We start from the raw sequence: 26,942 nt of genomic DNA, 5'->3' as shown, positions 1-26,942 counted from the left end.
TAAATACTGCAAAAGGATAGCCCCGCGAATGCGGGGCATATTTATTTAATGAGCAAAATTTACTTGAGTAGGGTTATTAATCAAAATCTCTGGCCCGTATGCATCTAGGGCCTTTAAAACTTCATCAAATTGTTCTCGAATTATATCAATTGTTTCATTACAGAATTCATCATTTAGTTGATTTTGAAGTAGGGCCATATAATGGGCCGCTTTTTCACTACCAAGAGTAATGGAGTCATTGATTACATGATTAATTTTCATATTAATAATTTCTTTAAAATCTGACCATTGTTCAGGGTAGTCTTTTAAGTGAATTAGTTGGTCAGTGATATGCTTCATTCTTCCTTGTAGATTCTTTGCTAATAATAGCTTCATTTCAAGATCATTCATTTCTACTCCTTAGAAATAGGGTGCCATGCTCCTTTTGTTTCGCAAGTGCGAAACAAAAGGAGCATGGCACCTAATATACCGAATTAAAGCAGTTGAAGTTAGATTTTTTGAGTAGGTGTGAAAAGATGAAATTAGTTACAGGACTTAACTTGAACGCCATTTTCTTTTAAGAGCTTTGTGAATTCACCGTCACCATCTGTTAATTGACCCTTAAATGATCCGTCATAGATTTTTCCAAGGCCACACATTGGAGATTTCGACTTTAATAAAGCCTGCGTGCATGAGTTTTCAAGTGCGATCTCTAGTGCCATTTGTGCTCCCTTCTCATAATTTAAGGTGACATCTTTTCCATCAATTGTGATGAGTTTACCGTCTACGTTCTCAGCAGGTGGCCTAGGCGTAGGTAGTCCTCCTAGCTCTTCTGGACATACCGCAATGGCCTTGCCCTGAGCAACGAGTTCTGTAACATCTTGAATTTCCTTGTGCTCTCCATCGTATCGACATTTCTTGCCGGCCAAGCACGCACTAACAATAATCATATTTAACAAGAATAAGTTAATTTCGTCGAAAATGCCACGTTGAGTCGAGGATTCTTGAATAATTTACAATACTATATTTGATAAGAACTATTATGCTATTACGTAGTGTTAAATAAAGTTTTTGGAGAGAGACTTTGCTTAAGAACGCAACACTTGTATTGGCCCTTGTTTTTCTAGTGATCTCATGTGGAGCTCCTGAAGGCGAGAGTCAATCAAAACCAAATATTCAAAAACAAGAATCGAGGCTAGAGGCTTCGACGAAAGTTAATTTCACTTGCTTTGAAGATGGCCAGTGTTCGGACTCGTTCGTACTCTCTATTAATAGCGCATCTGACTTTCCTCTATATTGTACAGGGTATCTAGCAAATAAGAACCATATGATTGTACCAAGTCACTGTCTTGCTAAGGCGAGTTGTGAGCAGATTGCTGCAAAGACTATCTCTGGTGAGATCCTTAAGTGTAAGAGCATTGAAGATCACAATACGAAAATTGATAAGAAGAAAACATTTAACGGTGAATTCTCAGTTGTAGAGTTAACTCCTTCTTTAGAAGGTGAGCTTACACCAGTATCAGATAGTAAGATGAGAGACTTTCATTATTATCAGCTTTGGTATGTTAGAAAGAATCTTGGAAACTCAGGTTATCAGCTTCGACGTATGAGATACAATTGTCGTAAGACGACCGATAATGTCATTTTCCCTGGAAATAATTATGATTCTTCAGTTGTAGCAATGAAGAATTGTAACTTAAAGAATGAGGCAATGGGGGCAGCTGTTGTGGATACTCGCTCAGGTGAAGTCCTAGGCTTAGTTCACGATGCTATTTCAGAAGATAAGACTTATCGTCGATTTATGCATGGAAGGCGTGGAACATCATTGACCTTGGCAACTCCTATTAATTGTATTCTTAAGGAGTTCAATATGGAGACAAAGTCATATGATGACTCTCTAAAATATTGCAACCGTCCTGTTTACCGTCCTGGTACTGAAAACTTCTCAAAACAATTAAAATCTCTTTTCACTTTTTCTTCAACACGTTCAATTAAAAATGTATTCACTAGACTTACAAGTGATGAACTTACAGGTGAAGTGAAGCGAGAGTTCTTTGCAATGGAATATGAAGTATTACCTTATCGATATCCAAGAGTTAAGGTATGTCGTTTTAACCCATATTTAGATCGTAATTATGAAGTATATGGTGGTGATTATACTTTGGGTTGTTATGATGAAAAACTAAATGTTGTCTATAAAGAAACCCAAATGGAGAATTCATTTTCTATTTACGATGACTTTGGAAACCTTGCTATTAAAGTACATTATTAATAAAAAAAAAGAGCGCTTTAAGCGCTCTTTTTTATTTTAGATTTTAAAATATAGCATCAAGCCACATTTTTCCTTCACGAGTATTGCAATCAGACTCCCAAAGGTGTTTCACTTCAAGGTAGGCCTTGATTCCTTCTTCACCCATTTCACGTCCAATCCCTGATTGCTTGTAGCCACCAAATGGCATTCCTGGATTGAGTAGGTGATACTCATTAATCCACACGGTACCAGCTTCAATCTCTTTTGCTATCTTAAGTGCACGGTCTTCATTCTTAGACCATACTGCTCCAGCAAGTCCGTAGATTGAGTTATTTGCCATGTTGATTGCATCATCTTCAGTTTTAAACTTTGTAATTCCAACAACTGGCCCAAAGATCTCTTCATGCCAGATTGTATTGTCTGGAGTGATCTCAAATGCCGTTGGCTTAATGTAGAAACCTTTATCAAGACCATTCTCTAGTTCTTGCTCTCCACCGTAGATAAGCTTGGCACCTTCTTCTTTTGTTTTATTGATATAGTTCATCACACTATCAAATTGCTTTTTACTTACAACTGGCCCAAGCCCCGTTGTTTTTTCTTGTGTTGGCCCTAGTGGAACCTGAGCAATTCTTTCTTTAAACTTTGTCATAAATTCATCATAGATCCCTTCTTGAACAAGAAGGCGAGTACCAGAAGTACATGCTTGTCCAGAGTGATAGAGAAATGCGTAAAGTGCCGCATCCACAGCAATATCAAGATCAGCATCATCAAGGATGATATTTGGAGACTTCCCACCAAGCTCTAGTGTCGCATTTTTTACTTCATTAGCAGCTTGCTTTAGGATCTCTCTTCCAATCTCAGTTGAACCAGTAAAGGCAACTTTTGAGATATCTTTGTGATTTACTAAGAATGCACCTTCTTTTGCTCCACCAGTCACGATATTAACAACACCTTTAGGAACACCTGCATCGATCAAAACTTCAGCAAGCATCATTGCTGTCATTGGCGTTTCAACAGCTGACTTTAAAACTGTTGTACAACCTGTCGCTAGAATCGGTCCGATTTTCCATGCGGCCATTTGTAGCGGAAGATTCCATGGGATAATTTGAGCACAAACACCAATTGGCTCAAAACGGCGAGTGTTCTTAGAGAATCCGGCACGAGTTGCTTTCTCATCAACTTCTTCAAATTTAAATCCTGCAGTAACCTTACTCATGATCTTAAAGAAGCTTGCACTATTATGGATATCTGCAGCGGCCTTTCTAAAGGTTGAACCACTATCTTTAATTTCTGCAGCGATGAAATCACGCTTTCTTTCTTTGATAAGTTCTGAAACCTTAAGAAGGATCTCTGAACGTTTTACCTGATCCATATCGCGCCATTCTTTGCTGTAGAATGCTGTTTTTGCTGATTGTACAGCTTCTTCTAAGTCCTGAGTGGAAGGGATATGTACCTTTGATACAAGCTCCCCATTTGATGGGTCTATTGAGTCCACCATTTCACCACTTGAAGAAGGTCTAATTTCACCATTGATATATAATTTTACTTCATCCATACTTTTCTCCTATTTACAGTTTTCTACGCTTAGTGAGACTCCTTGACCGACACCAACACACATTGAAGCCAAGCCTTGTTTAAGACTCGCATTATCTTTCATGATATGAGTTAGTGTTGTCACAATTCTTGCCCCAGAACATCCAAGAGGATGGCCTAGTGAGATTGCTCCACCACGTAAGTTTATTTTTGATTCATCAAGGCCAAGCTCTCTAATACAACCAAGTGATTGAGATGCGAATGCCTCATTTAATTCCACAACATCAAAGTCTGAAACTTTCTTGCCAAACTTATCCATTAGCCTCTTTGTCGCTTCAACTGGGCCTAGTCCCATAATATTTGGGTGAATTCCTCGAACACCGGCCCCTGTTAATTTAACAAGTGGTGTAAGATTATGTCTTCTTAAGAAGTCTTCACTTACTAGTGCAACACAAGCAGCGCCATCATTCATCATTGAAGAGTTTCCGGCCGTTACACTTCCATCTTTTTTAAAGACAGCACGAAGGCCAGAGAGAGCTTCCATCGTTGTTGATGGCCTTGGTCCCTCATCTTTAGATACTGTTAATGTTTCTTTTCTAAGCGCAATTTCAACTGGTAGAACTTCATCGTTAAAGTCTCCATTCTCCCATGCCTTACAAGCTTTTTGATGTGAGGCAAGAGCGAAGGCATCTTGATCTTCTCGAGAGATTCCAAGTTTTGCTACAACTTCTTCTGCTGTTTGACCCATTCCAAGAAGTGGAAACATCTCTTCCATTTTCTTATTTGGAAAACGCCAACCAAAAGTCGTATCAAACATTTTTGAGTCTCTACCAAATGGTGTTGATCCTTTTGAAATAACTAAAGGTGCACGAGTCATACTCTCAGCTCCACCAATTAGGAGGCAATCGGCCATTCCAAGATTAATTCGTGACCAACCGTCAATAATTGCATCTAGTGAAGATGCACATAGGCGGTTTAATGTTACACCTGGTACTTCGTAGGGAAGTCCTGCCAGAAGTGCTGACATTCGTGCTACATTTCGATTATCTTCACCTGCCTGATTTGCACAGCCGACTATGACATCATCAATTTCTTTCATATCAAAGTCGAAATTTTGTGAAAAATCTTTGAAAAGATTGGCCAGCATATCATCGACTCTTAAGTGAGATAAGCTTCCTCCAAGTTTTCCAATAGGGGTACGTTTTGCATAAACGATATATGCATCTTTATATTGTATTGTCATAAATTCATCCTAAGTAAGCGGGAAGGTCGATATCTAGCATCACCAGTAACTTCCCTTAGTTCTTCAAGAAGCATGATTACTTTTTCTACTCCAATCTTTTCACACCATTCAAAAGGTCCATGAGGATAATTAACTCCATAGCACATGGCCTTATCGATATCTGCTTGAGTTGCTAGATTCTCTTCTTTAGCAAAGAAGGCCTCATTGATTATCTGTGAAATAACACGTGGGTAAGTAAATCCAATTCCTACATGATTGACGATTTCAAGATCATATCCCAAGTCTTTGAAGACTTTAAAAGTTGTCTCTTCATACTCATTATCTTTTTGATAAAGTTCAAAGCATTTTTTTGGAGAATAGAATGCTGAAGCAACAGCTCCTACAACATTCTCATATTGTGTTATGAGGTATTCACCCCAATTTATTGTTAAGTCTGAAATAATTGGGCCATCATAAACATTATCTAAATGTTCGTAGAGGTCCATTTTAGAGTTTCGATCAAAACAAGTTAGATCAATGATTAAAGATGTCTCATCAAAGTCAACGCCATCGAGGGTGTTGATATTGAATGGATCAACAGTGATAGAAGGGTAGTCACATCCGTGAACACTTTTAAGAAGAGGGTGATTGTCACTTATTAATATAGTTACCTTATTCATAACGATAAAATCCTTCTTTTACTTTGCGTCCAATACGTCCACTATCAACCATTTCTCTTTGAATCTTATGTGGTCTAAAACGAGGTTCATAGTAATATGATGCCCAAACAGATTGGGTAACATCATAGTTTACATCAATTCCTATTAGATCCATTAATTCAAATGGTCCCATTCTAAAGCCACCCACATTCTTCATTACGCGATCAATCTCTTCTACTTGATCCTTGTCGTAATTCTCTAGACGGTGAAATGATTCACCGTAAAAGTTTCGGGCCACACGATTAACAATAAAACCAGGTGAGTCTTTGCAAAGGGCCGGTTTCTTTCCGTATCTTTCAAACCAATCATAAAGTCCGTGAGCAATATCTTTCTTACTCCAAGGAGTTTCAATTATTTCTACTAGCTTCATAATCGTAGCTGGATTGAAGAAGTGTAGTCCTAAGAAGTTTTCTCTTCTTGTCTTTGATAAGTCCTTGGCCATCTTAGTTATTGGAATTGAAGAAGTATTAGAAGCAAAGATAGTGCTTTCTTTCATGATCTCATCAAGTCGGTTAAAGACTTGGCATTTGATATTTAAGTTTTCAACGATGGCCTCAATCACAAGATCGTGATCTATTTGGTGTTCCATCATATCTACGATTCTAAGGTTCTTTTTAAAGGCCTTAATCTCATCCGCATCAAATTTTGCTTTGGAATGTAGTTTATCCCATGAGCTATGAATTAGATCGCCGCTTGCTTGGGCCATTTCTAAATGTTGGTCGACCAGTTCAACTCTTACACCGTGTTGACAGAACCATTGAGCGATTCCTCGCCCCATGGTTCCTGCACCAATAACTAAAACACTATTGATATTCATATAAGCTTATTGCCTTTGAGGCTGTTCTTCTTCCTTATACTCAGGAAGAACTAGACCAGCTTCTTTACATAATTTTTCTACTTCATCGACAAAAACGTCGCGAACAACAGCATTTGTTCTCTTTTTAAGACCTAACTTAACGTAGAGATCATTTGAGCGTCCCTTAGTTGAACCAAATACATTCATAACTCTTGGCCACCATACGTTTAATCTTTCTTGAAGGAATTCTTTGTTATCACCTTCAGCTAGAATCTTGATCCACTTGTCACCGTGTGCAAGGTGCATGATCTCTTCTTTATAGATTCCTTCAATTCCTTTTTTCCACGGTAGGTAGCTTGAATCAAGAGTATCTTCTAGTTGGTGACCTGCAGCTCTATCCATTAAGAAGTTAAATAGAATAAAGTCTTCCCAGTAATTAATACCGTAGTAGAAGATATTAACTCGGTAATCTTTTTTCATTCTTTGAAAACCTATCTGAGCTAGATCTTCTTCCATTTTAAAACCTAGTTCTGATTCTTGAATGTGAGTATCAACATCTTCACCTAGACCTTTAAGTAGACGGTAGCAAACTGAAGCGTGTCTCATTTCATCTTTTACAATTTGAGCAACAACAACCTTTTCTTGCATTGTTGGAGCTTTTTCAATCCATGGTGCATAACCAAGAGCACCTGAATACTCAGAATCATGTTGCATCCAAAGTAGATTTCTTAATGCTTTCTTATATAGGGGAGGAAGTTCATCACCCTTATCAAATTTCTTTCCATTTTTAATGTCTTCAAAAAGTTGAAGTTCTTCTTGAGTGTATTCTCTTGCTGCCATATGGCCTCCTTATTATTAATTCGTCTTTTTATTTACCTAAAAACTTTGCTTGTCTCTTTTCAAAGAAGGCATTTAATCCTTCTTTATAATCTTCACTATTTCCTAGAAATCTTTGATAAGAAGTTTCTCGATCCATTGATTCTTGAAATGTTGAGTCTGTGGCCACTTTAATATTCTCTTTAATCGCTTTTAGCGATAAAGGGGCCATGGCATTAATTTGATCGGCCCACTTCTTAGCATCTTCAAATGCTTCTTCACTAACCTTATTGATTAGACCAGCTCTCTCCATATCTTCTGAAAGTAGTGGTTGATTGAAGAGGAAGAATTCCATGGCCTTCTTTTGACCTAAAGCTCTTGTAAATGTGAACGTTGATCCTGCATCTGGACAAAGACCTAGTTTTGAAAATCCAGAGACAAATTTGATACCTGGTTTTGCAATAACAAGATCACAAGCTAAGGCCACAGATACACCCGCACCAGCAACAACACCTTCAATTGCTGCAATAACGAGTTTTTTAGAGTTAGAAATTGCATTTACAAGTGGATTCCATTCTGTTTCTAAGGTAACACCTAAATCAACAGGCTTTTCTCCTGCTTGAACAGTTCGATCATTTAAGTCTTGTCCTGTACAGAAGCCTTTTCCTTTCGATGCTAGAATGAGACATCCAACCTCATCGTCTCTATTTAGAGTTCTTATGGCCTGAATGATTTCTAACTTTGCTTCCTTAGAGAGAGCGCCATAAACTTCTTCACGATCAATAGTGATAATTCCAGTAAATGACTTCTTTTCTACTATAATGTTTTTATATTCACTCATGATTAATTACCTTTATATTCTGGGTCGCGTTTTTCTAAGAATGCTCGCATACCTTCTTTTTGATCACTACTTGAAAAAGTAAGATAGAAGTTACGACGTTCAAAGTCGACACCGTCACTTAGGCTCATTTCAAAAGCCTTGTTAACAGACTCTTTAATAAGCTTAATTGCAACAGGGGCCTTGTTTGCGATATTCTTTGCTGTCTCATATGTTTCTTGCATTAGTGTCGTACTAGGTACAACTTTGGCAACGAGTCCCCAGTCAAGTGCTTGCTTGGCTTCAATCATCTCTCCAGTCATTGCAAGCATCATGGCCTTTGATTTTCCTATGGCGCGAGTAAGGCGTTGAGTTCCACCAGCTCCTGGAGTTGTCCCAATCTTAATTTCTGGTTGGCCAAATTTTGCGCTGTCACCGGCAATGATAAAGTCACAATGCATGGCCAATTCACATCCACCACCAAGAGCGTAACCATTTACGGCCGCAATAATTGGCTTTGTAATTTGAGCGAGTTGTTGCCATGAGCGGAAGCGATTATCATTGATTTGATCAATTGGTGTTGCTTCAACCATTTGTGCAATGTCTGCTCCAGCAGCAAAAGCTCGATCGTTACCTGTTAGAATAATGACTCTGACTTCAGGGTTGTCATCCAGTTCAAAAAGCTTGTCTACTAACTCTCGCATTAAGTCTGTAGAGAGCGCATTTAGAACTTTTGGGCGATTAAGTTTCACAAGGGCAATATGCTTGTGATCGTTATATGGAAATTCACATAAAATATTACTCATTGAGTTTTCCTTAATTAAAGTGAGATCACTTCTTCTTTAGCAAAGTGAACAGAAACAATTTCCTTTGCGAAATTGAATAAGTCTTTTCCACAGGCCATATTCTCTTCTGAGCTCATACCTGTTTTAAAGTCATCTTTATTTTCAAATACCAATTCTGCAATAACATGAAGGTCACTTGCTCCACGTGGTGTACCTGTAATGCGATTGAGACGGATTTCTTTGAGGCTTGGAACTTTCTTAACTAGGGGAGTATGAACTTCTGAGTAGTGCTTTTCCCAAGCATCAATATCATTTGGTATTTTATAAATAGCGATTAACTTATACATAAGCGTCCTTTCTTCATGAGTGTCAAAACTTTAGTTAATTAAAGCAATATTGTAGGAATAGAAGACCCTTTTTGAATAGGCTTGTTGAGTCATTTCTTGACGTGTTTTCAATGATTTAGACAGTAGAATAATTAGATATTAGGATAAACTAATATCAGCTATGAGATTTTTATAACGCACGGTGAAATTTGTTCAAAATAACCCTTTGCGTTGCTGATTTAGTTTATATTCTTCACAGTTAATAAATTATGAAACAAATGATTATGCCTTAGGGCGGAGTAAAATATGAAAAACTTAATGAGAGCAATATTCGCAATTTTTCTTGTTAAAGCAGCACTAGCAACTTGTGTTGCACCTAGAGATCTACAAGTATATGTAGTTGAGTCATTCCTTCCATTTCACAACACTCACGTTGTTGTTAGTATGGATCGTGAAGATTTAATTATTTCAAAAGATGTTGTTTGTACTAATTTTGAATTTGATTGTGCAGACAAGTCTGATTACGAAGTTTTAGAAAGCTTTGTTCAGGAACTAATCCAGATTCGTAAGGTTGCTTATGAGTCTTGGCAAGATATAACAGTAGACAAGAAATGCTTTGTTCCTACATCAGTAAGAAAGCAAAGCATTTCAGATTGTCTTAAAAGAATTTAATTATGTCTTAGTCCAGGTATCCTCTTGCGATTTGATCCCTTTCAATAGCATCAAAGAGGGCCTGGAAGTTTCCTTCACCAAATCCATTGTGATTCTTTCTTTGAATAAATTCAAAAAATAGTGGGCCAACGTAAGTTTGAGTAAAGTTTTGGATGAGGTAGCCTTCCTCATCACCATCTACAAGTAGTTGACGATCTTCAAGCTCACTTAGATCTTCAGTTACAGTGAAGTTTCTTTTTGGAATATCTTCATAGTATGTATGAGGAATATCTAGGAACTTAATATCTCTTTGTCTTAAATCTTTTACAGTTGAAAGAATATCACCACAAGTTAGAGCAATGTGCTGAACGCCTGCTCCTTTATGTAGATCGAGGAACTCTTGAATTTGGTCTTTTCCACCAGCTTCTTTTGGCTCGTTAATTGGTATAATCACTTCACCTTTAGGTAGCTGGACAACTTCTGAGTTAAGCCCTGTTTTTGATCCTTTGATGTCAAAATAACGAGTTACCTTAAATCCATAAACACGGTCATAGAATTCAACCCATTTCTTCATTTCACCCTTTGGAACATTATTTGTTAGGTGATCAATTCTGGCCACTCTTGAAGCAAGAGGCTGGGCCTTTGGGTCTTCTTCTAGTTTTTTGAAGTCTGGACGAAAGTAAGCTTTTGGTCTTTCTATAAATTCATTGGCGACATCTCCGAAGCCCTTGATTCTGGCACTCTTATAAACACCGTGTTCACTTTCTGTTGTGATTACTTCTTGTAGGGATTCAGCACCACGCTCAAGTGCTGTCTTGTATGCGTATTCACAATCTTCAACTAAGAAAGAAATTGTCGAAACACCTTCACCATGAGCATTTAAATACTCTCTTGCGTGTCCAGATTCGTTTGCTGTTAAAAGGAATCGAACTTGGCCTTGAGAGAACAGCTCCTTCTTTTCTTCTTGGTTTTCATATGTTTTAGAAAAACCAAAAGTATAGAATAGGTCCTTAGTCTTAGTTTCTAGTGAGTCACATGTGAACTCGAGGTGATCAATTGCTAAAACCCCTAATGGATTTTCTGGAGAGATTTTTGAACTCATAAAACTTTCCTTGCTGTATAATTTAATATTGTTGATTCTCTTAATATGGAGCAGATAGTAACGATTTTTCCCATATGGTGCAAGATGCATTATGATAGGCCTATGAAACATCGATTTTGGTTCTTCTTTTTTGCAATAAGTCTTTTGGTGCATGCTGTTATTTTCTTCACAAATCTACGTGAAGGTAGAAAGCAGATGCAGCGAGAGCGTATGGGGATTGATATTCAGATTAAGGCCCACTCAATAAAAAAAGAAGAGTTTAAGGAACCTGTAGAAAAAGATAAACAAAATCAAAAGAAAATTGTCGAAGAAAAGTTATATAAGAAATCTCAAAAGAGACAACAAGAAGTGGTTACAGCTAAGAATTTTGATAATCAAATTCTACAATTTGTTGCTCCTTTGTACCCTCGAAGTGCAAGACGTATTGGCGCAAGTGGTATTGTAGAGGTCCTGATAAAGGTTAATCCAAGTGGGAAGGTCGAGTCAGTTGAGCTTGTTAAAGGTGCCAGTTATGACGCATTTAATACTGCTGTTTTAAAAGTGGCATCTAATTGGAAGTTTAAGCCTCAGAAACTTACCACGACATTTAAGAAGAAGATTGTGTTTACAATCGATTAAAAATTATAAAAAGTGACGCGCTGGTACGTCAAAAAACACGATTAAATCACTATACTCATTTCTCAATTAAATTTAGAGGACATATGGCAGAATATCGAATTCTTAACGGGAATGAATTAATCATTCAAGGTGCACTTGAAGCAGGCTTTAACCTATATACTGGTTATCCAGGATCACCTTTAGCAGATTACTTTAATATCTTATATAAGAAGAAAAATGAGATGCATGAAAAAGGCATTCGTGTCGTTATTACAAACTCTGAAGCAAATGCAGCGGCCATGGCAAGTGGTGTAAAGCAAGCAGGTCGAGACTGTTTAGTTGCAATGAAGTCTATGGGGCTACATGTGGCAAGTGATGCTCTTAGTGTTGGTAACTTTGCTAATCCTGCTAAACCAGAAATAATAGATGGCCGTGAAATTTATCCGGCAACTGTCATTTGTGTTGGTGATGACCCATGGTCAATGTCAACTTCAACAGCTGCTGATTCAAGATATTTATTTAAGCATCTACATATGTCATTTCTTGAGCCTTCAAATCCAACAGAGTTGAAGGATTGGATCGCCAAAGCAAAAGAGATCTCATCAAAAACGAGTCTCTATCAAGGACTTCTATTAAGCACTTTCTTAGCTGAAGGTGGAGGACGAGTTGAGTGTTTTGAGGAAGCAAAGATTGATGGTGAGTTAATTGACGTTGATCCTTCAACATTTGATCTACAAAAAAACGTTATGGTTCCACCAAACTCTCTATTTGCAGATATTTCTATGATCAAAGAACGCTTTCCAAAAGTGAAAGAAGTTCTAAAAGAAATGAAACTTGATGCAAGGTTTGGAAATGAGAATTCAAGAATTGGATTTATCTCAAGCGGTGTTATTTTTGAAACCTTAAAGCAGTGCTTAGAAGAAGGGGATTATCTAGAGCACTTCTCTTTATATAAAGTCGCTTCTTCTTTTCCTCTTGTGGATGATTTATTAATTCCTTATTTAAAGGGATTAAAAAAACTTGTTGTGGTGGAAGAAAAACGAGGATTCTTAGAAGGTGAAGTACGATCGCTTTGTCAAAAACACGGTATTGAAATTGAGATCGTAGGTAAGGAGTTTGGCGAAAATGAGGGCTTTCCTGCTTATGGAGGTTTAAGTTTTGAAATCATCAGTGAGAAACTAGAGGCCCTTAAGGACTTTCTTGAAATTGGGCAATGTAAAAGCCTAGCATTTGAAGAACGTAACTTTGGTGAAATCTTACCGAAGAGACTTCCTACTTTTTGTCCAGGATGTCCTCATAGAGAAACTCTCTCATTATTAAAAGACTTACGTCGTTGGCTAAAGGCTCAAGATATTGATCTCATTACTCACGGTGATGTTGGTTGTTATTCTTTATCATTTCTACCGCCGTTTGGAGAAATGCATAATCTTTCGGCCATGGGACAAGGTGGTGCCCTCGGTGCTGGTATGGACTTATTTACTAAGAATCCATCAGTGGTCCTTATGGGAGATTCGACTTTCTTCCATTCTGGGATAACAGATATTTCAAATTCAGTACAAGCTGATCACGATATAACTTATATACTTCTTGATAATGACAATACAGCAATGACAGGGCACCAGATGACTCCTGCATCACAAATTAATGTAGAAGGTAGCAAGAGACCTAAGCAGGATATGCTTAATATTGTACAAAATTTAGGAGTAAAGACTGCTAAAGAAGTTCATCCAAGTGATCGTTATTTTTACAAGAATCTCATGCGAGATTTTGTGACACAAAAAGGTGTTAAGGTCATTATTTCTAATAAAGAGTGTTCTCTTACATATCAGGCCAAGGTTAGGGCCAGTGAAAGAAATACGATGAAAAATAGTGGAGTATTAAAAGAGAAGACTTTCTACCAAATTAATACTTCTGCATGTGAAGATTGTCGTGTTTGTATTGAAGAAACAGGATGTCCTGGACTGACACAAGTATTTGATGCCTATGGAACAAAGATGGGAATTGACCCTACAATTTGTGTAGCAGATAGCTATTGTACTAAGTTTAAGGTCTGTCCAAGTTTTGAGAAAGTAACAGTTAAAAACTTTCATCCTACAAAGTATCGTCCAAGTGACTTTTCACATTTAGATTTTGATTTAAAAGATGTTGAGACAAAGAAAACTTTTGACGATATTGCTCAAGGTGATACTTGGCGTATGGTCGTCACAGGAGTCGGTGGATCAGGAATTACAACGATATCTAAAATTATTGCAAACGCAAGTATTAAGATGGCAGGCCGTGACGATCTGGACTTCAAGTTTATGGATCAAAAGGGTCTTGCTCAAAGAAATGGAAATGTGACGGGTCATATGTCGATTTGTCATAAAACAAAGTCAATGGGGGCCGTAACTCCTCGAGGAGCTTCTGATGTACTTTTAAGTCCAGACCTACTTGATGGAATTGGACAATTAGGCTTCCTTCATAGTGAAAACGGTGTTGCTGTTTTTGATGACTCTTATCAAGTTCCACTCTCTATTATGTTAGATAAAGGACTATCTGAAGAAAGTCTTACAAAACAAAAACTTATTGAGAAAGTTAAGTCTCGTAATGATGAGAGAATCATTATGGTTCCGCTTAAAAAGTGGTGTAATCTATTCTTTGGAAAAGCTGTCTATGCATCGAGTATGATTTTAGGCTACGCTTATCAATTGGGACTTGTTCCATTTAGTGATCAAGACTTATTAGACGCTCTTGGAAATTCAATTAAGAAAAGTGAAGTCGATAATAATATTGCAGCTTTTAGACTTGGACAAGAAATGGCATCTCTAGGTGTCGAAGAGTTTGAAAGAAAGCATAATGATTTAAAAGTTAAAGAAGAGACAACTCTAAACTTAGCTATTGAGTCTTTAAAAGATTCTCTTCTTCCATGGCATAATACAAATTATTTTATTTCTAAGTTTAAAGAAAACTTAGATAAAGCAATTGTTGATATTCCTTGGATGAAAAAAAGACATCTAATACAAATTCTACATGATCAATTTATTTATAATAGAGGAAAGGATACAACTGAATTTATATCAGGAGCTCGTGCCATCAGCACTATTGTAAGTGAAGAGAATCGTGTCTTAGCAACTCAAGTTCTAGCAAAGACATATTTTGTAAAAGATGAAGTTATGGTAGCTCACTTAATGCTTTCTCCTTTCTTAAAACAAATGGAAGACAAAACTTATGGTGCACTTGGTACAGGTATTGTAAAACAACGAATTAATCGTCCTTCATTTGATATTTTAAATAAGAAAATTGAATTTGATATCTCACCAAAAAATTGGCAATTAAAATTAATGCGACACTTTAGGGTGCTTAGAACTCTTCTTCCATCATGGCATCATAAGGAAAGAGCAATAGCTAAAACAACTCGTGACTTCTTATTTAATGGCCTACAAAAGGTCGATAATGAGTATCATGCTTTAAAGTTACTTGATAATATTAAAGGTTATCGAGATGTACGTTATGAAAAAGCGCAAAATGCATTTAATGAATTGGGAGTAAATTGAAACAGTCAGTATCAGCTATATTTATTTGTGGTGAAAAAGTTCTCTTCATGAAGAGACAAAATTATCTAAGGGCCTTTCCTGGGTATACCTCTTTTCCTGGTGGTAAAGTTGATAAAGAAGATATTTCAGAAGGCGGGGATAATTATCTTGAATACGCTCTAAAAAGAGAAATCAAAGAAGAGTTAAATATTGACCTAGATGATCTCCAAGTATCTGGGCATATTATTAATATCGCAAAATATTCACTGGCCGTAACACCTGACTTTAATCCACATCGCTTTGAAAATTATTATTTTAAGATCTTTATAAAAGATGAAGCCCATCTTGAGGATATTAAATTTGAATTTGATCAAGGTGAGATTGCATATACGAAATGGTTTAATTGCCACGAAGCTTTTGAATCATACAAACAAGGGCAAATGCTTGTTGTCCCTCCAATGATTACAATTTTAGAAGACTTAGATCGAGATATAGCAAGCCTTGATTTTTTAGATGCAAATCTAAAATATGATTCAATAAAGTGTGTTCCTATGATTGAGCCTCTCTTTGGCTTACGTCAATATATGCCACTTTCTAACACATTTCCTCCAGCAAATCGCACAAATTGTTTTGTTCTTGGTGATGACGGGCACAAGAAAATTATCATCGATCCTTCTCCTAAAAATAGTGATGAATATGAAAAACTTCTTAACTCTATTGGAGAACATGATATTTCAGAAGTCTTTCTAACTCATCATCATCCTGATCATCATGAATACAGCAGAAGACTGGCAAAAGAGCTCGGTATTTCATTTTCAATGTCTAAAGGAACTTATGATCATCTATTAGAAGACTTCGATAAAGACTACTTCAACGAGTTTGATGTTAAGTTTTATCAAGATGGTGATATCGTTGTTGAGTCTTGTGGGGTGGATGTGAAGTTAATTACAACTGGCGGTCATGCTTTTGGGCAAAGTTCTCTATACCGAGTCGATGGTGCTTGGATGATCGTTTCAGATCTTATCCAAACTGTTGGTACCGTAACAATTGGTGGTAAGGGCTCTTGTATGAGAGAGTACTTTCAATCCTTACAAAATGTTATCGATATAGATCCTCAAGTTATTATGCCTTCTCATGGTATTTGTCTTGGTGGAACTCTTAAGATAAAGAAGACACTTGAGCATCGTTTAGAAAGAGAAGAGCAAGTAAGGAAATGTGTTAGTGAAGGCAAGGAAATCGAAGAGATTTTTAACGAAATCTACCCTGATTTACCAGAGCGTCTTAAGTCATATGCCATGGCAACAATTACTTCTCATCTGGAAAAGCTAAGGGACTTTGGCCCTGGAATTTGCTAATTGTGTCTATTTATTGGCAGAAAATAATGTCCAAATTTTGATGACTATTTCTTAGACTCATTATCGAAACTCAATAATTTTAGCGTGTTATTAGGTATAAAAAAATTATCTTTAAGATAATGGCCTGAATTCATTTATTCCACCTCAATTTCAAGTGAAAATAATAGTAGGGAGAAACTTACTGTAGTGATCAGTTACTCAAGAAATCTTAATAAATAACCGATAAATTAAGAAGAGTTATATTGTGAGGAAGGAAATGAGAGCTTTAAATTCAATATTGATTTTGATCTTTGCCACTCAGACAACATTTGCGAATGATATTCGCTTAGATTCGTCTCAAGTCGTGCAAGCATCTCCGGCCAGTCTTGATGGTGCTGCGGGGAATAATTCACTAGAAGCTAGCGCCTCTCGAGCTCAGCAGGGGATGATTGAATATAAAGCTCAAGAGTACAATGCTATGAGTGAATTTGATAAGCCAGATAACTCAATTCTTTCTATAACTGAATTTAGTGATTCAGAATCAGTTGACCAGTACTTAATGAGTCCTGCATATAATACTGATTTTTCTTATAGTAGAGATATAAACCTAGAATATAGTAATGAACCTAAAATAAATATCTATAGTCCAAAGTTTGATTTTAATTATCGATTCGATGACGATTCATCGCAGCCGTGTGGTTCTTTAGATGGATTTTCTTCTAATGAAAGTATATTTAAGAGTTTTCTAAGCTGGGGACGTGACTACCAAGTCTTTTCGTCTGTATGTAAGGATTATCTTGAAGAATTTGATTCTTCAGAGGGCCTAACAACTAAATTAAATTCTCAAAGCTATTGTGGCTGTGTCGGTGACTTAGCATCAGAAGAAAGTCACGCAGATTTATCAGATGATGATGTTTTAAATGATTTTCAAAAAAGCTTTTATCAAAATATTATTGCTAATCGAGTAACTGACTTCCTTCAGACATTAAGAAAGAATGCGCACCGATATCAGGATTTAGATAAAGCTGAAGATCTATACAATTTTGAAGCAGGTGACTTTGGATGTACTGAAGATGATATTGATACGATGGCCAAAGAGCTTAATCAGTGTTTTGAGGGGCCTGCAGCAGATCTAATTGATGAGAAGAATGGATTAAAAGATGAAATCTTAATCTTCAGTAGTAAAGCTAATAATAGAATTTCCCAAATCTTTAATAAAGCAAATGAAGAAATTAAAGACTTTAGAGATGATTCTGTTGACCAGAACTCTAGTAACAAAGGGGACGATGATGAGCGTATTAAGCGTGAAGCTCAAAAGTTCTCTGATTTAATTATTGTAGGTTTTGCTAAAAATAATGATGGTACAGGAAGATTTCCTGATGAGTATTTAAGTCAAGTAAGAGACTTCTTAAATAGGAGTCCTCTTTTAAGGCAAGGGTTCCAAGCTCACAAGCAGCGTTATGTGGATATGTATAATATCAAAAAGCGCACAGATCTGAGAAGTCAAGGGATTGCTATGTCTCCTGTTGAAAAAACTGTTTTTGATATAACTGATCAACAAGAAAAGAGTTTCGCTGGTATGTTTGCTCTACTTTTATTCGATAAAACGATGATGAGTTTGGGGAACAGACCTGAGTTTAAGAACAATACAAATTATAAAAATGACATCATTGAAGGCATCACTCAAGGAAACCCTGAAACATTTGCAAGTATAAGAACTTCGATGGCAGATTATTTAGCGTCTAGTTATGAGGAAAATATGGGCTCTTGTTCTCAAAAGATACAAAAGCTAAAAGAGTCTTGTGATCCTGCTAATGCAAAGCAAGTAATGACAAATGTTAGTGCTCAAGAGTTTATCGATGCAAATAGTGAATTAGATAATGATTCAAGTGTTAAAAATTCTAAACTATATTGTGAAGTACTAAATCGTGATTTAATTGATACGAAAGTAGCAAACTCTAGAGCTGGAGAGATTGAAACATTAACACCACAGCAAGTTTATGCTGAAGTTAAAGAATCTGAAAAACAAAAAGTTTTCTCAGATAGCCCAGACTCTACAGATACTGCTTCTGGAACTGAAACAATTGTTAATACAACAGGACGTGGAGATCAGATACTTGATAATAGTGGACCAGAAATCGATGATGCTGTTGCAACTTCAACGAGCACTCAAACCACTACTGAAGAAGACTACAATTTCTCTGAAGCAGCGAACTTATTAGATAATATGAACTCGTCTAATAATATTCCAGATTCAAACGTGATTGATGGTAATACAATGCAAGCAATTGTATCAAACCCAAATACATCAGTTGAAGAGATTGAGTCAGTTAAAGATCGTATTGAAAGAGAAGCACAAAATATTGAAGAAGAGCTAGAAAAGAGTGAAGAGTCAGTATCTGCTGCTCAAGTTGATGAAAATAACGCTCTTAAAAAAGAGTTAGATGCCCTTAGGGCACAGATCTCTGAGCTAAACTCTGCAATTGCAAGTCGTGATAAGAAATCAGAAGAAGAAAATGAAGATAGTCTAAACGAAGAGGAAAAAGTTGTAGAAAAACCTCAGCCTACTTCAAATAACTTTGCTGGTTTTGGATCGGGGAATAATGTACGTAGAGACAATGCTTTTGCTCCACAACAAGCGAGCCGTGCTACAACAGGTAGTGCCGCTGTTCCAACAGCTCCGGCAACGACATCATCATCTTCATTCTCTTCGGCCGGACAAGGACTTTCTGCAATAAATAAATTAGGTGCAACTGGAGGCCTAGGATTATCTGGAAACTCTGGATCTTCTAGAGCTGTTAGCGGTACTGTTTCTAATTCAAATATAGCTAAAAGCGACCAAAGACTTGTTGCAGAGGCAATTTCAAATGGAAGCACTAGCGTTGTTCTAACAGATGGACGAGTATACTATATTGGTCAAGATGAAGAAGGAAACGTTATTCTATCTGAGACTGCCGAAGAGGTTATGGCCGGTGTAATGGGGCCAGAACAAGAGGGTCCACAATTACCAAAGCCTAAGGCTGAAGATGGGCCTAAGCGAGAAATTGCATCAGAAAAAGATGAGACAGCAGCACAAGAAGAAAGTATTTATTCTAAATTTTTAGATGCTGCAGAAATATCAGAGTAGTAAAAACTTAATATATTTATAATATATATTGGCCATCTTAGGATGGCCTTTTTTTATATTTATTTTAAACATATTCCACACTTTATTGGCGCAAAGAGTTTTTATTCATTAAATGCCATTTATTTTTTATTTCATCTTTGTAAATCAAATTTTAGGTACTTATGTATTAAAGAAGTTTTCTCTGTAAACTATATATGTAGCTATAGTCGTTCTTTGAGATAATAAAATCCTCGAGACGACCTCTATCAATAGATTTTGGTCACTTTAGGAATCAGTTGAACTATCCGATGGATAAAACAGATCAAGTATCTAGGAATAAAATGAAATTTAAAACGATTATAATTACTCTATTCTTTTTTCAACAATCAGTTTACTCAGCTTCCTCTAGTTTATTTGCTTTAACAACACAAGGGGGAAGTCTTAATAGTCGTGACCTTCAACAGCAGATTGAACATTATCAAAATGTATTTGATCACTCGAGAAGATCTCAATCAATAGACTACAATAATCCTACCAGCAATATGAGTGAACTCCCTCCGTCACTATTATCAAAGTCAATATTTTCAAATAGTGGAGACTGTTTTGGAAGTGTTGTTCCACAACAGACACCATTGAATGTTGTGACTGACTTAGAAGATGATCTCAAAGATCGAGCCTATGCCTGTCGTTATGATCTGTATAGTTTTGATACTGAAAAACCAAACGAAAAAAAGATTAATGTCGATCAATATTGTCGCTGTGTCGATAAAGTCGCAGCAACTTCACCTGAGAAGTTTGTTATACCTGATAATTCTTTTGAAGCCTTTAAAAGTAAGTCCTATAACAGTATTATGGCAAATAGAGTTTATGACCTTTTTAATTTAATAGAGTCCAATGCCTTTAGTTTTAATAAATACAAGGAACAATATCATATCAATAATGGAGCTTCTCCAGACTTTTCTTGTACAGAATCAGATATTGATAAAATAAGTGAAAAAATTAAGGGATGCTTTAATGCAGATGTTAAAAATGCCTTAGATGAAAAATTTGAATTATCATTTAGTGCAAAAGGTTCTAGAGACGGTGATGGCAATCTAAAAGATGCAAAGACTCGCTTAACACATATTTTTGATAATGCTACTGACAGAGTAAATGAGTTTTACGGTAGTGATAATAGGAGAGTATCAGATTCTTCACAAATTATTGATCTTGTGTATAACGAATTTAATAAAGAAAGTCATGGCGTTGATAAATTTAGCGATGAGTATCTTGGAAGAGTTAAAAAGTTTATTGAATCAAACGAACTATTTCGACACGAATATTATGGCCATCGTCAAAAGGCGATTGCTGAAGCGGATGAAGATAATCGTATTCGCTATTACCAAACAAGAGGTAACGAAGGTACACTGAATTATAAAGAACGTATTTTTTCGACAAAAGATGAAAATGATTTCATCATAAGTTATTTAACAACTCTAAATATTAATTTCCTTAAAAATGTAGTGAATAATTTCGATGATCTTGAAGAGGTTTCAAATTTTCTAAATGACCTTGATAAGTCAGAAGACTTGACTGTAAAAAGAAAGGCCAACTCAATTTTTTGGAAAACAATTCATAACTCTAATAAAGAACTTGTTGATGAGTGTAAAGATAGAATTGAAGCACTAGAATATGCCTGTAACCCAGCTAATACAGATGAGGTTATGGAAGGTATTACGGCCGTGGAATTTTCTAAGTCCAATGAAAACTTTGGTGGGCAAGATATCTTTTCTGCTAAGTATTATTGTGGTTCAGTCGGAACAGCAATTGATACAAAAGTTGCTTCTAGTTATGGAAAAGTCTATCGTTCAACTGCCGATACAAGTACAATTTTTAACGATATAAAAACATCTTATTCAAATGAAATTGCAAGCTTTAGTGAATCTGGAACAAAGAATAAATCGTCATTAGTTGACTCTTCATTTACAACAAATAAACAACCTATTTCTGAAGAAATAACAGATAATACTTTTGATCAAAGTGCTGAGTATTTATCTAAAAACTTGGAACAAAGAGAAAACTTACCAAATCAAATGGATGGGCAAAATCTAGCATCATCTATAGTTCAAAATAATTCTATTAAATCGTCTCGTGATGAAACTTACTCCGACAATAAAGATGAGATTAATGATGTTATAATTGATCAGGATGAGAAAATCACGAGTGATTCTACTGATCAATTAAGAGATACCGAAAATAGTCTAAGAAAGCAGATTTCTGAATTACAAAATCAAGTCGCTGAATTTACAAAAAATGTTAATAATAGAGAAAAATCGCAACGTGATAAACCTTCGAATACAAAGAAAGCTGCTAGCGCTTCAAATGAATTAGAGAATCCATTTAATAGAAGCTCTAATAATATTAGTAGAAGCAGTGGAGCAATAATTCCTTCTGTATCTAATATTGCCCCAGGTCCTCCAGCCACTGCTTCCAGTAGGTCAGCTTCTTCTGGTAGTTTCTCATCTTCAACCTCATCTGGAACTGCATCTGGAACTTCATCGATCGTTAATAATGGAGGAATGAAGCTCGTAGCAAACTCAAATAATGCCCAAACAATTAAACTCGATGATAATGTCATCAATTCTCAAGATAGAAAGTTAGTAAAAGAAGCGCTTCAAAGCGGAAGTAATATCGTTGTATTGGCAAATGGTGTTACTTATTTCATTGAGCATGATGAAAACGGAAATGTAATCCTGTCTGAGTCTTCTGAAGAACTGGAGGCCATAGCATTTAGTTCATTTGTTGGCCCGCGTCTTCCGATGCAAGCTAATGAGATCAAGCAAGTGGCCGGTCGCAGTATTGCGTCTGAAGTTATTGAAAAAACAGATGAGGATAGTATTTATATGAAGTTTCTTAACGCTGCTGAGGCCATAGAGTAATATTAAAGACCTTCCTTACATCTTCTTGGGTTTTGCGGTGCATCATAACGTGCCTTGCCTTGTCAAAATCTATGATAAATAGATAAAATTGCTCAGTTTTATTACAAATATTAGAGGCAATTTTCTATGACTAATTCGCAAGATACGATTTCGATTCATTCGAAAGTCGATCGCACTAGTGACGACTTTAAAGAAAACTTCAAATTTCATTTTTCAAATGTTGAAGAACTTAGACAAAGAGTAAATAAAGCTCATCAAGGTGGAGGAGAGAAGTCTGTTTCACGTCACCATTCACGAGGAAAACTTTTACCACGTGAACGTATTGATAAGATCCTCGATGCAGGATCTCCATTTATTGAACTTTCATCATTAGCAGCTAATGGGATGTACGGTATGGATATTCCAAGCGCCGGTATTGTAACTGGTATTGGAAAAGTTCATGGTGTTTGGTGCATGTTTGTTGCAAATGATGCAACTGTTAAGGGTGGAACATATTTTCCAATGACTGTGAAAAAGCACTTAAGAGCACAAGAAGTTGCACGTGAAAACCGCCTACCATGTATTTATCTTGTGGATTCTGGTGGAGCATTCTTACCGATGCAAGATGAAGTTTTTCCTGACAAGGAACATTTTGGAAGAATTTTTTATAATCAGGCACAAATGTCTGCTCAAGGTATTCCACAAATTGCCGTGGTTCTAGGATCATGTACTGCTGGTGGTGCTTATGTACCTGCAATGGCAGATGAATCAATTATTGTAAAAGATAATGGAACGATCTTCTTAGGAGGACCTCCTCTTGTAAAGGCCGCAACAGGTGAAGAAGTAGACGCTCAGACTCTTGGTGGGGCAAAGGTTCACACAAGTGACTCTGGTGTTGCTGATCACTTTGCAGAAGATGAAGAGGACGCATTAGCGATTACTCGTTCAATTGTTGAAAATACAAACTTCATTCAAAATGAAGATGACTTTAATTTTGAAATGCCAAAATATGATGCTGAAGATATCTATGGAATTCTACCTAGAGATACGAAGAAGCCATTTGATATTCGTGAAATCATTGCTTGTATTGTTGATGGATCACGCTTTCATGAATTTAAAGAAAAGTACGGGCCAACACTAGTGTGTGGTTTTGCTAAGATCTGTGGTGAAAGAGTAGGAATTGTTGCTAATAACGGAATTCTTTTTTCGGAATCAGCAATCAAAGGCTCTCACTTTATCCAACTTTGTGGTCAAAGAAATATACCACTAGTATTCCTGCAAAATATTACAGGGTTTATGGTTGGTTCTAAATATGAAGCAGAAGGTATTGCAAAGCATGGTGCTAAGATGGTTACAGCTGTTTCTACTGTAAACGTACCAAAGTTCACTGTTGTTATTGGTGGATCATTTGGTGCTGGAAACTACGGTATGTGTGGACGTGCTTATTCTCCACGTTTTATGTGGATGTGGCCAAATGCACGTATCTCAGTAATGGGTGGAGAGCAAGCTGCAGGAGTTCTTGCAACAGTAAGACAAGATGGCCTTAAAGCAAAAGGTCAGGCTCCAATGACTCCTGAACAAGAAGCTCAGTTCAAACAACCAATCTTAGACAAATATGAAGAAGAGGGAAGTGCTTATTATTCAACAGCTCGACTTTGGGATGATGGTGTAATTGAGCCACATAAGACACGAGATATCTTAGGTGCTGCTATTAAAGCAAGTAAACAAGCACCAATAGAAGAGACTAAGTTTGGTGTCTTTAGAATGTAATGAGAATTGAGAAGGAGTTTATATGAGTGGATATATTAAGGAATTAAAGACGAGTGGCGAAGAAGCCGGTGTATGTTACATCACTTTAAATCGCCCAGAAGTACATAATGCTTTTAACGATGAGATGATTGCTGCTCTAACAGAAGAGTTTCTTGGACTTGAAAGCGATGACTCTGTAAGGGTTGTTGTTCTAACTGGTGAAGGGAAGTCTTTTTGTGCGGGTGCTGATCTAAATTGGATGAAGCGTATGAAAGATTATTCGATGGAAGAAAATATTGCTGACTCTAAGAAATTAGCAGGACTTTTTCATGCGATTAATAATCTTTCAAAACCAGTTATTGGAAAAGTTAATGGAGCCGCCCTTGGAGGTGGTGTTGGACTTGTTGCTTGTTGTGACTTTGTTATTGCAAGTGAGAGTGCAAAATTTGGTTTAACAGAAGTTAATCTTGGACTTGTTCCTGCTGTTATCTCTCCATTTGTTATTGCAAAAATTGGAGAATCAAATGCTCGCCATCTTTTCTTAACTGGTGAGAGATTTGATGGGAAACGCGCTCTTGAGATTGGTCTTGTCCATCAAGTTTCACTTGATCGTTACTACGATGCCGATATTGTACATATGGCAAAACAACTTATTAAAGTTGCTCCCAAAGCTCAAAGAGAAGCTAAGAAGCTTATTTTTGGTGTTAAAGAGAGACTTGGAAATACTGAAGAAGTTACTGACTACACTTGTAATGTTATTGCAAAGCAAAGAATTTCTGATGAAGGTCAGGAAGGAATGAGTGCATTACTAGAAAAAAGAAAACCAAACTGGAAATAGAATAATATGAAAGAAATAAATAAAGTTCTTATTGCTAACCGAGCTGAAATTGCATTACGAGTAATTAAAACTTGTCGCAATCTCGGGATTAAAACTGTCACGCTATATACTTTTGAAGAAAGAAACCTTCCTCAAAGAGAATTTGCTGATGAATCTTATTATTTAGAAGGAAATCTTCTAAGTGATACTTACCTAAATATGGATAAGATTATTCAAATCGCAAAAGATAGCGGCTGTGATGCAATTCACCCTGGTTATGGGTTCCTATCTGAGAACGCAGAATTCAGTCAAAAAGTAACAGATGCAGGTCTTATCTTTATAGGCCCTACTCCCGAGCACATTATTCTTATGGGTGATAAGAAAGGCTCAAAAGATAAGATGATCGAAATTGGTGTTCCTGTTATCCCTGGATATAATGGCGAAAACCAGGATCCTGAATTATTGAAGTCACAAGCTGATAAGATGGGTTATCCTGTCCTTATTAAAGCTTCTGCTGGTGGTGGTGGAAAGGGAATGAGAATTGTGGAAAGTTCTCAAGACTTTTTAGCTGAGCTTGAAAGTTGTAAGCGTGAAGCTTTAAGCTCTTTTGGTTCTGATATCGTTCTTATTGAAAAGTTCATCACTAGCCCACGACATATTGAAATACAAGTTGTTAGTGATACTCACGGTAATCACTTCCATTTCTTTGAAAGAGAATGTTCAATTCAAAGACGTCATCAGAAAATTATTGAAGAAACTCCTTCTCTTGCATTAGGTGATGAACTACGTAAGGCCATGACAGACGCTGCGATTAAAATTACGAAATCGATTAATTATCACGGTGCTGGAACAATTGAGCTTATTTTAGATGGAAACGAATTTTACTTCTTAGAGATGAATACTCGTCTTCAAGTAGAACATCCGGTAACAGAAATGGTAACGGGGTTTGATCTAGTTGAATTACAACTAATTGCAGCTAGTGGTAAAGCATTTGATTTCACTCAGGATGATATTAGACAAGTTGGTCATGCGATAGAGTGTCGTATCTACGCTGAAGATCCTGACAATGACTTTATGCCTGCTATTGGCCGTCTCGAATATATAGGTGATGCAATCGACGGTGTACGTCTTGATACAGGTTACAAGAATGGAAATTCTATCACAGTAAATTTTGATCCTATGATTGCTAAAGTTATTACTTGGGGTGCAGATCGTGATGAAGCGATTGGGACAATGATAGCTGGATTAAACCATCTACCTTTTGAAGGTTTAACTACTAATAATGACTATCTTGTACGTATTCTTAAGCATGATGCATTCTTAAAGGGTGACACATATACACACTTTGTTAAAACATACGAAGAAGACTTGGCCCCTGCTGAAGTTTATGCTGAAGAAATTGCCGCTACATTAGCGCATGACTTCTTAAGAGATAATATCCTTTTCGATTCTTTTAGAATGAGCGGTGAGGCTTTAGAAACTCGCCATTATATCGTTGATGGTAATGAGCTAACTGCTACTTTTAAATTTTCTGGCGTAAGCTCACTCATCGTACGCTTCTTCGATTTTACTTTTGCAGTTGATATTGAAGAAGATGCACTATGGGTTAATGATGTTCCATTTCATATTTTAACTCAAAAGAATGCATATATTGTTAATAGTAAGCGAGTTGAAGCAAAAAGGCTTGTTGCTAAACGCTCTGGTGCCGCTACTGGTGAAGCCGGTGATATGAGCTCTCCAATGCCTGGGAAAGTATTGAAAGTACTCGTTGAGGCAGGGCAGTCTGTTTCAGTTGGCGATGCACTGATTGTAATGGAAGCAATGAAAATGGAACATACTGTAAAAGCATCTCGTGACGGAAAAGTCGATGCAATATTAGTTAATGAAGGTCAGACGATTGATGGAGGAGTCGAGTTAGTCGAACTGGCATAAT

General features: G+C 36.7%; 21 protein-coding genes. 10 read left to right on the top strand and 11 right to left on the bottom strand.

The genetic code is table 11. The features are described 5' to 3' along the window. Positions 1-45: 45 nt before the first annotated feature. Entirely contained in the window at positions 46-390 is a 345-nt protein-coding gene (locus BALOs_RS09690) for a hypothetical protein (protein WP_115363430.1), read from the bottom strand. 131 nt (positions 391-521) lie between these two features. Continuing rightward, positions 522-929, bottom strand: coding sequence for a DUF523 domain-containing protein (locus BALOs_RS09685; protein ID WP_115363429.1), 408 nt, complete (start codon positions 927-929; stop codon positions 522-524). Between the two features lie 134 nt (positions 930-1,063). On the opposite strand from BALOs_RS09685, the gene BALOs_RS09680 reads away from it, so the two are divergent. Next, positions 1,064-2,251, top strand: coding sequence for a hypothetical protein (locus BALOs_RS09680; protein WP_120405047.1), 1,188 nt, complete (start codon positions 1,064-1,066; stop codon positions 2,249-2,251). A gap of 43 nt (positions 2,252-2,294) precedes the next feature. Here BALOs_RS09680 and BALOs_RS09675 read toward each other — a convergent pair whose 3' ends face one another. From BALOs_RS09675 to BALOs_RS09640, 8 genes are read right to left on the bottom strand one after another with little or no spacing between them, the layout of a single operon-like run. Further along, entirely contained in the window at positions 2,295-3,785 is a 1,491-nt protein-coding gene (locus tag BALOs_RS09675; RefSeq protein WP_120405046.1) for an aldehyde dehydrogenase, read from the bottom strand. A 9-nt stretch (positions 3,786-3,794) separates the two neighbouring features. Next, on the bottom strand, positions 3,795-5,006 hold the full coding sequence (locus BALOs_RS09670) for a thiolase family protein (RefSeq protein WP_115363423.1): 1,212 nt from the start codon (positions 5,004-5,006) through the stop codon (positions 3,795-3,797). Next, positions 5,003-5,665, bottom strand: coding sequence for a 3-hydroxyacyl-CoA dehydrogenase family protein (locus BALOs_RS09665; protein WP_115363421.1), 663 nt, complete (start codon positions 5,663-5,665; stop codon positions 5,003-5,005). Before BALOs_RS09665 ends, BALOs_RS09670 begins: the two co-directional genes overlap by 4 nt. Next, a complete protein-coding gene (locus tag BALOs_RS09660; RefSeq protein WP_115363418.1) occupies positions 5,658-6,521 on the bottom strand; it encodes a 3-hydroxyacyl-CoA dehydrogenase NAD-binding domain-containing protein in 864 nt (287 codons plus the stop codon). The genes BALOs_RS09665 and BALOs_RS09660 overlap by 8 nt, the downstream gene beginning before the upstream one ends. Before the next feature lie 6 nt (positions 6,522-6,527). Continuing rightward, positions 6,528-7,340 (bottom strand): Phenylacetic acid catabolic protein, encoded by an 813-nt coding sequence (locus BALOs_RS09655; protein ID WP_115363416.1) that lies wholly within the window; start codon positions 7,338-7,340, stop codon positions 6,528-6,530. A 28-nt stretch (positions 7,341-7,368) separates the two neighbouring features. After that, positions 7,369-8,157: an enoyl-CoA hydratase/isomerase family protein gene (locus BALOs_RS09650; RefSeq protein ID WP_120405045.1), complete on the bottom strand. Its 789-nt coding sequence runs from the start codon at positions 8,155-8,157 to the stop codon at positions 7,369-7,371. Positions 8,158-8,159: 2 nt separating this feature from the next. Continuing rightward, complete coding sequence (locus BALOs_RS09645) at positions 8,160-8,939, bottom strand: enoyl-CoA hydratase-related protein (protein WP_120405044.1); 780 nt, start codon at positions 8,937-8,939, stop codon at positions 8,160-8,162. Between the two features lie 14 nt (positions 8,940-8,953). Then, positions 8,954-9,265 (bottom strand): EthD family reductase, encoded by a 312-nt coding sequence (locus BALOs_RS09640; RefSeq protein ID WP_115363410.1) that lies wholly within the window; start codon positions 9,263-9,265, stop codon positions 8,954-8,956. A 285-nt stretch (positions 9,266-9,550) separates the two neighbouring features. Here BALOs_RS09640 and BALOs_RS09635 point away from each other — a divergent pair, with 285 nt between their 5' ends. After that, entirely contained in the window at positions 9,551-9,916 is a 366-nt protein-coding gene (locus BALOs_RS09635; RefSeq protein ID WP_120405043.1) for a hypothetical protein, read from the top strand. A 7-nt stretch (positions 9,917-9,923) separates the two neighbouring features. On the opposite strand, the gene hppD is transcribed toward BALOs_RS09635, so the two are convergent. Continuing rightward, the gene (gene hppD / locus BALOs_RS09630) at positions 9,924-10,997 is read right to left on the bottom strand and encodes a 4-hydroxyphenylpyruvate dioxygenase (RefSeq protein WP_158536916.1); all 1,074 of its coding nucleotides are present in this window, start codon (positions 10,995-10,997) and stop codon (positions 9,924-9,926) included. A gap of 102 nt (positions 10,998-11,099) precedes the next feature. Between hppD and BALOs_RS09625 the strand changes: the two genes are divergently transcribed. The 8 genes from BALOs_RS09625 (at position 11,100) to BALOs_RS09590 (ending at position 26,941) form a co-directional block, all read left to right on the top strand. Then, complete coding sequence (locus BALOs_RS09625; RefSeq protein WP_162929641.1) at positions 11,100-11,615, top strand: energy transducer TonB; 516 nt, start codon at positions 11,100-11,102, stop codon at positions 11,613-11,615. A gap of 83 nt (positions 11,616-11,698) precedes the next feature. Then, on the top strand, positions 11,699-15,127 hold the full coding sequence (locus tag BALOs_RS09620) for a thiamine pyrophosphate-dependent enzyme (protein ID WP_120405041.1): 3,429 nt from the start codon (positions 11,699-11,701) through the stop codon (positions 15,125-15,127). Continuing rightward, on the top strand, positions 15,124-16,461 hold the full coding sequence (locus BALOs_RS09615) for an NUDIX domain-containing protein (protein ID WP_120405040.1): 1,338 nt from the start codon (positions 15,124-15,126) through the stop codon (positions 16,459-16,461). The genes BALOs_RS09620 and BALOs_RS09615 overlap by 4 nt, the downstream gene beginning before the upstream one ends. A 256-nt stretch (positions 16,462-16,717) precedes the next feature. Continuing rightward, positions 16,718-19,567 carry a hypothetical protein gene (locus BALOs_RS09610; protein WP_120405039.1) on the top strand — a complete coding sequence of 950 codons (2,850 nt, stop codon included), beginning with the start codon at positions 16,718-16,720 and terminating at the stop codon, positions 19,565-19,567. Positions 19,568-19,887: 320 nt separating this feature from the next. Beyond that, complete coding sequence (locus tag BALOs_RS09605) at positions 19,888-22,464, top strand: hypothetical protein (protein ID WP_162929640.1); 2,577 nt, start codon at positions 19,888-19,890, stop codon at positions 22,462-22,464. Positions 22,465-22,590: 126 nt separating this feature from the next. Beyond that, positions 22,591-24,213 (top strand): carboxyl transferase domain-containing protein, encoded by a 1,623-nt coding sequence (locus tag BALOs_RS09600; protein ID WP_115363396.1) that lies wholly within the window; start codon positions 22,591-22,593, stop codon positions 24,211-24,213. A gap of 22 nt (positions 24,214-24,235) precedes the next feature. Next, positions 24,236-25,030: an enoyl-CoA hydratase-related protein gene (locus BALOs_RS09595; protein ID WP_120405037.1), complete on the top strand. Its 795-nt coding sequence runs from the start codon at positions 24,236-24,238 to the stop codon at positions 25,028-25,030. Between the two features lie 6 nt (positions 25,031-25,036). Next, on the top strand, positions 25,037-26,941 hold the full coding sequence (locus tag BALOs_RS09590) for a biotin carboxylase N-terminal domain-containing protein (protein ID WP_120405036.1): 1,905 nt from the start codon (positions 25,037-25,039) through the stop codon (positions 26,939-26,941). The last annotated feature ends 1 nt before the right edge of the window (position 26,942 follow it).

Source organism: Halobacteriovorax sp. BALOs_7, assembly GCF_003612895.1.
In the GTDB taxonomy this organism is placed as follows: Bacteria; Bdellovibrionota; Bacteriovoracia; order Bacteriovoracales; family Bacteriovoracaceae; genus Halobacteriovorax_A; species Halobacteriovorax_A vibrionivorans.
The sequence above is the reverse complement of the archived record's forward strand: the minus strand, read 5'-3'. Positions and strand labels throughout refer to the sequence as shown.

Coding starts and splice junctions, on each gene's coding strand:
- BALOs_RS09610 (WP_120405039.1), top strand. CDS start 16,718: ATGAGAGCTTTAAATTCAATATTGATTTTGATCTTTGCCACTCAGACA.
- hppD (WP_158536916.1), bottom strand. CDS start 10,997: ATGAGTTCAAAAATCTCTCCAGAAAATCCATTAGGGGTTTTAGCAATT.
- BALOs_RS09600 (WP_115363396.1), top strand. CDS start 22,591: ATGACTAATTCGCAAGATACGATTTCGATTCATTCGAAAGTCGATCGC.
- BALOs_RS09685 (WP_115363429.1), bottom strand. CDS start 929: ATGATTATTGTTAGTGCGTGCTTGGCCGGCAAGAAATGTCGATACGAT.
- BALOs_RS09625 (WP_162929641.1), top strand. CDS start 11,100: ATGAAACATCGATTTTGGTTCTTCTTTTTTGCAATAAGTCTTTTGGTG.
- BALOs_RS09655 (WP_115363416.1), bottom strand. CDS start 7,340: ATGGCAGCAAGAGAATACACTCAAGAAGAACTTCAACTTTTTGAAGAC.
- BALOs_RS09595 (WP_120405037.1), top strand. CDS start 24,236: ATGAGTGGATATATTAAGGAATTAAAGACGAGTGGCGAAGAAGCCGGT.
- BALOs_RS09590 (WP_120405036.1), top strand. CDS start 25,037: ATGAAAGAAATAAATAAAGTTCTTATTGCTAACCGAGCTGAAATTGCA.
- BALOs_RS09690 (WP_115363430.1), bottom strand. CDS start 390: ATGAATGATCTTGAAATGAAGCTATTATTAGCAAAGAATCTACAAGGA.
- BALOs_RS09660 (WP_115363418.1), bottom strand. CDS start 6,521: ATGAATATCAATAGTGTTTTAGTTATTGGTGCAGGAACCATGGGGCGA.
- BALOs_RS09670 (WP_115363423.1), bottom strand. CDS start 5,006: ATGACAATACAATATAAAGATGCATATATCGTTTATGCAAAACGTACC.
- BALOs_RS09665 (WP_115363421.1), bottom strand. CDS start 5,665: ATGAATAAGGTAACTATATTAATAAGTGACAATCACCCTCTTCTTAAA.
- BALOs_RS09650 (WP_120405045.1), bottom strand. CDS start 8,157: ATGAGTGAATATAAAAACATTATAGTAGAAAAGAAGTCATTTACTGGA.
- BALOs_RS09620 (WP_120405041.1), top strand. CDS start 11,699: ATGGCAGAATATCGAATTCTTAACGGGAATGAATTAATCATTCAAGGT.
- BALOs_RS09675 (WP_120405046.1), bottom strand. CDS start 3,785: ATGGATGAAGTAAAATTATATATCAATGGTGAAATTAGACCTTCTTCA.
- BALOs_RS09645 (WP_120405044.1), bottom strand. CDS start 8,939: ATGAGTAATATTTTATGTGAATTTCCATATAACGATCACAAGCATATT.
- BALOs_RS09635 (WP_120405043.1), top strand. CDS start 9,551: ATGAAAAACTTAATGAGAGCAATATTCGCAATTTTTCTTGTTAAAGCA.
- BALOs_RS09605 (WP_162929640.1), top strand. CDS start 19,888: ATGAAATTTAAAACGATTATAATTACTCTATTCTTTTTTCAACAATCA.
- BALOs_RS09640 (WP_115363410.1), bottom strand. CDS start 9,265: ATGTATAAGTTAATCGCTATTTATAAAATACCAAATGATATTGATGCT.